Source organism: Pseudoalteromonas sp. Isolate6 (assembly GCF_022398435.1).
GTDB lineage: Bacteria > Pseudomonadota > Gammaproteobacteria > Enterobacterales > Alteromonadaceae > Pseudoalteromonas > Pseudoalteromonas galatheae.
The window spans coordinates 1-6,501 of record NZ_JAKEVK010000237.1; the positions used below are offsets into that span (position 1 = coordinate 1).

Below are 6,501 nucleotides of genomic sequence, written 5' to 3' on the forward strand. Positions count from 1 at the left end.
ATAAAAATGCATTATGTTTTGTCTCAAAGAACTGATGGGCAGTTTTGGCTAGATAATAAAAATATTAACAGTATTCCTGACGAGCTGAGAAGTAAACTAGCCCATTGGCAGAATAACCCTTTAAGTAAGTATGATTTTGCTAGTGCTTTCGAACCATTTGTCATGGATAGTTACCAATATGTACTTTATGGTATGGGTTTTAAGACAGAAGTTGATTCGAGTAGACTCAGTGCTGAGAAAACAAAAAAAGCACGCGCTATGTTTGCGGAAGTTAATAAATATAGAACCTTAGTGCAGGAAAAACTGCCTAATCACAGGGAGCTTATAGAAAAACTAAAAGAGTACAAGTTTCCTAAGGTGTAATTATGAATGAAAGAATAAGCAACAGTGTGCCCAAAAGTATCGCGATTATAGGTGGTGGCACTGCAGGCTGGATGAGCGCTATTTTACTTAAGTCTCATTGGGTTAATACAAGAGTTATATTGATAGAGTCACCTGATGTGCCTGTAATAGGTGTAGGCGAAGGCTCAACACCTGCATTAAAATATTTTTTTCAATCACTAAATATCGATGAAAAAGAGTGGATGCAAAGGTGCAATGCAACCTACAAGGTCGGCATTCAGTTTCCAAACTGGTCAACAGTACAGGGCTATGAGAGTTACTTTCATCCATTTTTTTCAGCTCTGGATAGCCAAACAAGCACAGCTTTTGTAAAACAAGCAAAAAAATGGCGACAAGGAGAGCGGGTTAATGTACTGCCAGACAACTTTTTTGTAGCAGCATCACTGGCGAAAAAACACAAAGCGATAATAACAAAGAAGCCTTTGCCCATTGAGCTTGATTATGGTTATCACTTTGATTCTGCATTACTAGGTGATTACCTCAAAGAAAAAAGCATTGAGCGAGGTGTAATTTATCAAGAAGCGACGGTCGATAGTGTAATCCACAGCGACAAAAATATTGACTTTTTAGTACTCGATACAAAACAGACCGTTACGGCGGAACTATTTGTAGATTGCACAGGCTTTTCTGGGGTTTTGGTAAATAAAGCTTTAAAAAGAGACTTTCATTCTTATAGCGATATGTTGTTTAACGATGCTGCAGTGGCTATTCAAACACCAAAAGTTACTGAGCAATTAGAAAGTAAAACTATCTCGGCCGCGATGAGCTGTGGTTGGCGTTGGCAAATACCGTTACGCAATAGAGATGGTAATGGCTATGTTTATTCAAGTAAATATTTGTCTAGTGATGAAGCTGAGCATGAGTTAAGAAGCTTATTGCCGGAACAGGGCAAAGGGTGTCATGCAAGACATATCAAAATGCGAGTTGGCCGGCTTAATGAACACTTTTTAGGAAACTGTTTAGCCGTTGGGCTATCACAAGGTTTTATTGAGCCTTTAGAAGCAACAGCACTTATGCTAGTACAATATACAGTGATGTCATACATTAATGGTGTCGAAAATGAATATAGCGCAGAAAAACTTAACAAAAAAATAAACGATCAATTTGATAGCGTGCGAGATTACGTCGTGTGTCACTATAAAATAAATTCCAAGGAAGGAAAGTATTGGCAAGACTGTAGAGAAAATAACAGTATCTCAGCTAATTTAAATGCGATATTACAAGCTTGGACTTCCTCCGGTGATTTCGAATCCTCGTATAAAGAATTGCTCGGAGATTCGGCATATGCGAAAGCATCATGGTATAGCATCTTATGTGGAATGGGGTTATCCGATTTGGATATTGAGGCCGGAACAACACTGGACTCGCTTGCAACAAAAGCCTTAGCTTATTGTGAGGACACAGCGGACCTATTTATTGACCAGGCTGAGCTATTTGCTAGCGACAACACCCAGTGAAGTATCTAGCAAAGAGACTGTAGCCGACTTTGTGCTTTATTAACCCCTTATGAATTTTACTAATAACTATTAATGGAGCTTATATTACAGCTCATCAATCAAATCGGCAGAAGGATGAATATCATCGGTATTATGTTAACTGCCGAATGAACCGAGCGGGGTTGCCTGCAAACATCGTGTTGGCAGGCACATCTTTTGTTACGACACTTCCAGCTCCAATGACCGCATTGTCTCCAATTGTTACGCCTTTATTGATGATCGCGCCATAGCCTATCCAAACGTTATTGCCTATAGATACAGGTCTTGCTACTAGTCTTGATACTTCATTCGGAGCATTTCTATTTTTCAAGGTGTGACCGTCGCAGTCCATGATGATGACGTTTGGCCCAAATAAAGCATTATCACCAATCTTGACGCTTTGATAGCTAACGATAGCTGTTCCTTGTAAGCAAGCATTATCACCAATAGAGATTTTACCAGGCTGGTGACCAGGCCTTTTTACAGCGGTTAATTTGACGATATCATTCGGAAATGCGGCTGCGCTGCTAGAGTCTAAGTAGGCATTTTTTCCTATACGGATTGAAGTTGCAAATGCTTCAACATTAACTTTTGGGGGGAGCGTGTCATTGATTTCGTATACCTCAACATAATTGAACTTAGGCTTGCCTAATATTTCTGGTTTTGAAGCAAAAAGTTGCGTGTTTCCTTGTAACAGATCCAACCATGATTTGGATTTGTTAGGAAAAGGATGATTAAGGTATTTAGGCATTACTTGTTATGTCCTGAGGTGCATTTTTAGATTCGGTATCTACAGATAGGACCTTACCCATATTTCTTACCTTGGGAGAAAGTAAACCAACAAAACAAATGATGGCAGTAAACGTACCAAATAAGGTAGTGATCTGTGCGACGTTAAATAGTTCTATCAGAGTACCAATCAGCATGGAAGAAAGTGGGATCAATCCGTGGATTGCGAACAGCACGAATGCTATGGCGCCAGACAGCTTCTCTATAGGAATATTCACCTGATACCAAGTAGTACCTGCAACCACGGTAAACCCAGCAGCACATCCAATCGTGACTAAACTTAGACATAGCAAAACGAGAGATGATTGAAAACCAAGTTGAATAAACACAATCGCGGTAATGAGGTCAAAGCATAAGATATATTTTCCGAGATTTTGCATATTCGGCTTACAAACTGCGACTAAAGTTGCGCCGACAAAAGTGCCTATTCCTTGGCTTGCCAATAAATAGCTCAGTGCTGATTCATCCATATTCAAAGTCACCTTCACAAGGTATGGAAGCAAGATTAAGAGTGGGCCATGGATCAGGATTGAAATGAGCATCAAGTACAACAGAATGATTTTGAGATTTTGATGTGTAAAACTATAGTGGAAGCTCGTTTGCACTGTTTTAAATAAAGTATGTGTTTTTGATAGAGCTTTGGTCTCATTCTTTTCTCCTAGATTGATTTTCAAGGTGCAACAGGCCGCTATAAACACCAAAGCTGCATCAAGGAGAAAAGCAAAAGTAAGATGATCAATATTGCTATTCACCAATCCATGACGTTCTAAATATAGTTTAATCCATAATAAGCAAAATCCCGCCATTACGGGTGCACAAGCTTGGATTACAAAGCTACTTCCCATCGTAAGTACATTGGCTTTCAAAATATCGTCATGTTGCACAATTCGTGGAATAAACGATTGGTTTGCGGGGAAGCCGAGCGCTGAAAATCCACCTGCGAAGATTGCAAAGCCGACTAGTAGCCAGATGCTTGGGGTGATGAAGTAAAGCGCGAGTGCAAATATCAACGTACAACATGCAAAGCCGAAGCGTGATAATTTGATAACGAAAAGCGGTGAGTACTTATCGGCAATCGAGCCACCTAGCAAAATAAAAATACTATGAGGTATGCCAAAGCAAGCCATGATAATGGCAAGTGTTGTTGGGTTATTATTCGCAACAGACAGCGTCAACCAAGGAAGGGCGATAAGCGTAAAGTATGCACCTATCTGGGTTAGCATAACGCCAACCCAATGGAGGTGAAATTTACTATTTTTGGACAGTAGCTGCATATTATTTTACGCTGCCAGTCTGGCAAAACCCAACAAACTGCCATACATCATACTGTTTTGATTTTGACGGTACCTCATTTCGTGTCCACCATTTTGCTTCAAATAACGCATGTTGATAAACAACTTGCTGTTTCGCTCGGTAAACCGTATTACTTTGCCATGAATTGATATTGTCACATTTTAATGTGGTGTGTTGGTCTCCGGTCCAGCTGGTTGATATTTCAGGCCAAAACTGTAAATACTCAACACTAGGTGAGGGGGTACGTGCTCGCTCTTTTTCTTCAGCTGTCCAACTGCGATTCTGTTCTTGGTGGCATGTTTGGCAGGTCATCGTATTATCACCCCATTGCCTTTTCATCGTAGTGATCAAAGGGAGATCGTCTGATGCATCAGCATTATTCCACTGTTCATGTAACAGTTGCATATTTTGCTCTCTTAGTTGCCATGGAGCATGACCTTGAGACCAGTCATTCCAATGGAACTCGGGCCAATACCTCGCCCCTAATAGCATTTGCGCTGTATCAAAATCGCCTGCTTTTATTGAATAGTCAATAATTGTGGTTAAGAAAACCAGTCGATTAAATGAAAACCGGGGGTCGTCAGCACAACTTCTAAACAGTAGATTTTGATTACAAATACCTAACCCTTGCATCAAGTAGCCATAGCCCCAAAAAAATCGAGGATCTTCATTAAAGTAACTAGAGGCGAGCGTTATCGAATGAAACCCTGGGTTGATAGAAAACCACTGGTGATGCTCTTGCTCTATCAGTGATTGGCTGAGTGGATCGTGGTGTATCTCTGCAAGCCAGCGTCTAGGTAAGGTAGTCCAGCCACCAAGAATTGAAGAAAGTCTCATAGTCTTCTTTGTGCTTGCGGACTGTTTTGCCTGTTTCTCTAATTCGTGAGATAAAAGAATAGCTCTGGTACTGTAGAAACTCGTTAGAATAAAGTAATACAGCGTATTTGGATCAGAATATGACACTTCACCGCCTAGCCAAAGTCTTGAACCTGTCACTAAAGTTAAGGTCATCACATTTCCAGGATCGGCAATTAAGCTATCCACCAAAGCAAGTCCAGCTGCAACTCCGTGCTCGGGCTGCACATTGAAAGCATGGTGAAACTGAGCATGCGATTCCAGCTGTTCATTCACGGTAAGTGCCTCGTATTCAAGCACCTTATTCACCTCTCTACCAAGCGTTATTCGGACCTGTTTTGCCCAAGCATGTTTTTTTGAAATGGTATTAAGTCGCTCAAGATAATAGAGGGCTACAATACTGTGCTCTAATGACTCTGCTGTAAGTGTGTTGTTGGCCATTAACGAGCTGGAAAGGTATCTTACTGCTGCAAGTGCAGTGGTTGTTTCGCTTTGTGGGTTTTCCAAATATGCTATTTGGATTAACTCATCAACAGATTTTTTACCCATTTGATCAACAACTAGGATCAGTTGATTTGCAATTGAGTCAAACTGCGATTTTGTTAGCCCTAACTTTTGGTGATAAAAATCTGAATCGTAATACCCTTTGAGTTTAAACTCCGTATTACTGGTGTTCGCAATTGCAAAATTGCAAAATATGAACACCATTAAATAAAAATACTTCATTGCTACATTCCTTTTAGATTATTTATATATTGTTCTGTCAGAGTTGTGATTTGTTGTTTGTCAAACAGTTGCGCGCTATAGCCGATAAACACTCGTTGCTGGCCTTGCTCAAAATAGGTTGAAATGTACAAACTGTATGGGCTTGATGTTGTTTCATCCGAAATAACGAATGGAATGGTCTGCTTTAGTTTGATGTGCCAGTCTTCCAGCTCGGTGACGATATTCTGGTTTGTCGATGTATTTAACTCACCTTGGTAGTTGAAGTTAAAGTCAGCGGTTTGCAATATTGGGAGGGCATGTTGAACCTTAGGATCTGGGTTCAAATGTGATAATGCATAGTAACCCGTGGCATTGTGAGGAGCAGATGTTAAAAAGCTATCTACAGACGAAATAGTCGCATCTAGTGATGTAAATGCCTGTTCTCCAAGTATCAAAGTTATTGGCGAAATGAGATAGCCAACGATCGCTTCTGTAGCAACATCAATATGTCTATTAAACCGATTAAACTGAGAGAGCTCGATAGAGACAGTACTCAGTGTGAGGCTCTGTTGCAGTGCGCGGGCGATTGCTGCCGTGTGTAAGTTCGCTTGTGAAACACCAAGCTGTTTTGAAACCTGCTTAATGTGATCACTGAGTTGAAGTGGTAGCGCAGTAATTGTATGACGTTGAGATTTACCTTGATTAGCCTTCATCACTTGTTCTACGGAAAACATCCTTTGATTTTGCCGCTTGGCAGCTTGTTGCCAAAACACAAGGTCTTCTTGCCACAGGCCCGAACTCAAGGGTTGACTAAAATAGTCTTGATATGCACGGGCAAAGTTAATATAAGGGTCTTTTTGAAGTTTGCATGTAGTTTCTTCGGCTTTCAATGCTGAGACAACTAACTCTAAGTTTCTTGCAAAGACCTCCATACTAAAACCATCAAAAATAAGATGGTGTAATGACAAGGTAAGGAACACAC

Annotated in this window: 6 protein-coding genes; 2 read left to right on the plus strand and 4 right to left on the minus strand. The window is 40.5% G+C overall.

The genetic code is table 11. The features are described from left to right. Positions 1-363, plus strand: a 363-nt coding sequence (locus L1D50_RS20450; protein WP_239966694.1) for a tryptophan 7-halogenase, incomplete at its 5' end; no start/stop codon positions are given. A gap of 2 nt (positions 364-365) precedes the next feature. Next, complete coding sequence (locus tag L1D50_RS20455) at positions 366-1,859, plus strand: tryptophan halogenase family protein (protein ID WP_138522355.1); 1,494 nt, start codon at positions 366-368, stop codon at positions 1,857-1,859. Positions 1,860-1,989: 130 nt separating this feature from the next. On the opposite strand, the gene L1D50_RS23500 is transcribed toward L1D50_RS20455, so the two are convergent. The 4 genes from L1D50_RS23500 to L1D50_RS20475 form a co-directional block, all read right to left on the minus strand. After that, positions 1,990-2,628 (minus strand): acyltransferase, encoded by a 639-nt coding sequence (locus L1D50_RS23500; RefSeq protein ID WP_275660237.1) that lies wholly within the window; start codon positions 2,626-2,628, stop codon positions 1,990-1,992. Next, positions 2,621-3,940 (minus strand): MFS transporter, encoded by a 1,320-nt coding sequence (locus L1D50_RS20465; RefSeq protein ID WP_275660238.1) that lies wholly within the window; start codon positions 3,938-3,940, stop codon positions 2,621-2,623. The genes L1D50_RS23500 and L1D50_RS20465 overlap by 8 nt, the downstream gene beginning before the upstream one ends. Before the next feature lies 1 nt (position 3,941). Beyond that, a complete protein-coding gene (locus tag L1D50_RS20470) occupies positions 3,942-5,540 on the minus strand; it encodes a hypothetical protein (protein WP_128725262.1) in 1,599 nt (532 codons plus the stop codon). A 2-nt stretch (positions 5,541-5,542) separates the two neighbouring features. Then, on the minus strand, positions 5,543-6,501 hold a 959-nt coding region (locus L1D50_RS20475), incomplete at its 5' end, for a condensation domain-containing protein (RefSeq protein ID WP_239966696.1).

Coding starts and splice junctions, on each gene's coding strand:
- L1D50_RS20465 (WP_275660238.1), bottom strand. CDS start 3,940: ATGCAGCTACTGTCCAAAAATAGTAAATTTCACCTCCATTGGGTTGGC.
- L1D50_RS20455 (WP_138522355.1), top strand. CDS start 366: ATGAATGAAAGAATAAGCAACAGTGTGCCCAAAAGTATCGCGATTATA.
- L1D50_RS23500 (WP_275660237.1), bottom strand. CDS start 2,628: ATGCCTAAATACCTTAATCATCCTTTTCCTAACAAATCCAAATCATGG.
- L1D50_RS20470 (WP_128725262.1), bottom strand. CDS start 5,540: ATGAAGTATTTTTATTTAATGGTGTTCATATTTTGCAATTTTGCAATT.